This window comes from Bacillus sp. GMs2/2 (genome assembly GCF_050172095.1).
Lineage (GTDB): Bacteria > Bacillota > Bacilli > Bacillales > Bacillaceae_G > Bacillus_A > Bacillus_A cereus.
This window is the reverse complement of the sequence record NZ_JBNLYE010000525.1, coordinates 1-2,241: the sequence shown is the minus strand read 5'-3', so window position 1 is coordinate 2,241 and position 2,241 is coordinate 1. Positions and strand designations below refer to the sequence as shown.

Below are 2,241 nucleotides of genomic sequence, written 5' to 3'. Positions count from 1 at the left end.
CGTATCGAATGTAAAGGAAGATAGGATTGAAGAAGGAATTCGTAAAATAATAGAGGAAATCAAACAATTGGAACATATATCCTTCCAATTTAAAAAAGAAAAAAATGAATAAGTAGCTTTGTTGTGAGACGCAAAATAATTCTTTTGTTTGTGTGTATCGCTATAATAATTGAAGCTATTGTTGTAACTAAATATTATAATAAGGATGATAATTATAATCCTTCAAAGATACATGGCTCGATTTATTGGAAGATAATTCCTAAAACCAATGCTTAATTAAGGTTATGGCGGGTATAAACCAATTAGAACGTGATCTGATTCGTAGGTGGAAACATAAAGGTATTGAACTGAATAAGAAAGAAGGAAAATTTAAAGGTTGGTTAAAGAAATACTATAAAAATCATGCAGGAATGAATTATGCAGTAAAGCTTTATGAAGAGGTAGATATGAATGTAAATCAAATTTGTGAAATTACAAATGTGTCTAGGGCCTCATTATTTAGAAAGCTATCGGAAAGGAACAGTTGATGAGTTATACTAAAAATCAGAAATATATAATAAGGGATAAATTCCATAGAGAGGTGGAATTACATGCCTAAAATTGATAATATGTTAGCGATTCTATGGATGCTTCGCTCAGGTAAAAAAATTACTGCAAAACAAATTTCAGAAAAGTTAGAGATGAATATAAGGACTGTGTATCGTTATATTGATACAATTTCAACAAGTGGTGTACCTATAATTTCAGAACCAGGACATAACGGTGGATACACGTTATTAAACAATTTTATTGAGGCTCCTCTTTTTTTTGATTTTGAAGAGCAAACTTCACTATTTCACGCTGCTGTTTTTGCAGAAGAAGCCGGATATTATGGAGGTGAAGCATTAAATAGGGCCATTTCAAAACTAAGTAAATACTCAAATCAAGAGCAGGAAGCAAAGATAAACCGACATTTAAGTAGTCTAGAAGTAATAAGTCGATTTAGTTCATCCTCTATGGAACATTTTTTGAAGGAGTTGGAGGAGGCCGTAACTGATGGGTATTCAGTAAAAATTCTTTATTATAAAAGTGGGAAAAAGCAATTAAATTATAGATTGGTCGATCCGTACAGAATTATCTATTGGAATAATAGGTGGTATGTGATTGGATTTTGTCATCTTAGGAATGATATCCGTAGTTTTAGGGTAGATCGAATTGAAAATTTAATGCTAACCGAAAATAAGTTTAACCGGCCAGAAAATTTTTCAGCACGTGACTTTTTTATAAAAAATCTTCTTCCAACTATAGAAGATAAGGAAGGGATTATTTCTTTGGTTATTAGTGGGGATAAAAGTGTATTGGATGATATTTGCCAACATTGGTTTTTAGGACATTATTTACAAGTGCGAACTTCAAATCAAGCAGTTTTTCTTCTTGAAAAAGATATGATACATACATATGTACCTTATTTACTTTTACCGTACAATAAATCTATTAAAGTTATTGAGCCAATAAGTCTTAAGAAAAGACTTATTGAAGTTCTGTCGGAATTAATAAAATTTCATGAAGTATGATAACTTCCCTGACGTTAACTGTCAGGGAAGTTATATTATAATATCCATATCAATTGTGATTGGAGTGATATGGGATGCAAACAAAAAAAGTTTTTCTATATGTATTTAATACAATGTCGGACTGGGAATATGGATATTTAATTACCGAACTAAATTCAGGAAGATATTTTAAAAAAGATTTAGTACCTTTAAAAGTAATTACAGTAGGAGCTAATAAAGAAATGATTACTACTATGGGGGGACTGAGCATAAAACCAGATATTTCCCTTGATGAATGTACTTTTGAGAGTAAAGATCTTTTAATTTTACCAGGAGGGACTACTTGGAGTGAAGAGATTCATCAACCTATCTTGGAAGGAGTTGGCCAAGCTTTAAAGTTTGGTACTATTGTTGGTGCAATTTGTGGTGCAACTGAGGCCCTTGCAAATAGGGGATACTTAGATACTAGAAAGCATACAACTAATAATTTAGAATACACTAAAATGGTATGTCCTAACTATAAAGGAGAAAAATTCTATGAGTTGAGATCTGCGGTATCTGATGCGAACTTAGTTACTGCATCAGGAATAGCTCCTCTGGAATTTGCGATGGAAGTACTGAAAAAATTAGATGTATTTGCACCAGATACATTACATTCATGGTTTAACCTAAATAAAGCTCACAAACCTGAATACTTCTTTCAGTTAAT

Annotated in this window: 2 protein-coding genes and 2 pseudogenes; all 4 read left to right on the top strand. The window is 31.7% G+C overall.

Annotated elements, in window-relative coordinates:
* Positions 1-112, top strand: a pseudogene (locus ACQGS6_RS26945) (aminotransferase class I/II-fold pyridoxal phosphate-dependent enzyme); the annotation flags it as partial.
* A gap of 106 nt (positions 113-218) precedes the next feature.
* Positions 219-527 (top strand): annotated as a pseudogene (locus ACQGS6_RS26940) (helix-turn-helix domain-containing protein); the annotation flags it as partial.
* Between the two features lie 63 nt (positions 528-590).
* The gene (locus tag ACQGS6_RS26935; RefSeq protein ID WP_001124137.1) at positions 591-1,553 is read left to right on the top strand and encodes a helix-turn-helix transcriptional regulator; all 963 of its coding nucleotides are present in this window, start codon (positions 591-593) and stop codon (positions 1,551-1,553) included.
* 74 nt (positions 1,554-1,627) lie between these two features.
* On the top strand, positions 1,628-2,241 hold a 614-nt coding region (locus tag ACQGS6_RS26930; protein ID WP_426965909.1), incomplete at its 3' end, for a type 1 glutamine amidotransferase family protein.

Coding starts and splice junctions, on each gene's coding strand:
- ACQGS6_RS26935 (WP_001124137.1), top strand. CDS start 591: ATGCCTAAAATTGATAATATGTTAGCGATTCTATGGATGCTTCGCTCA.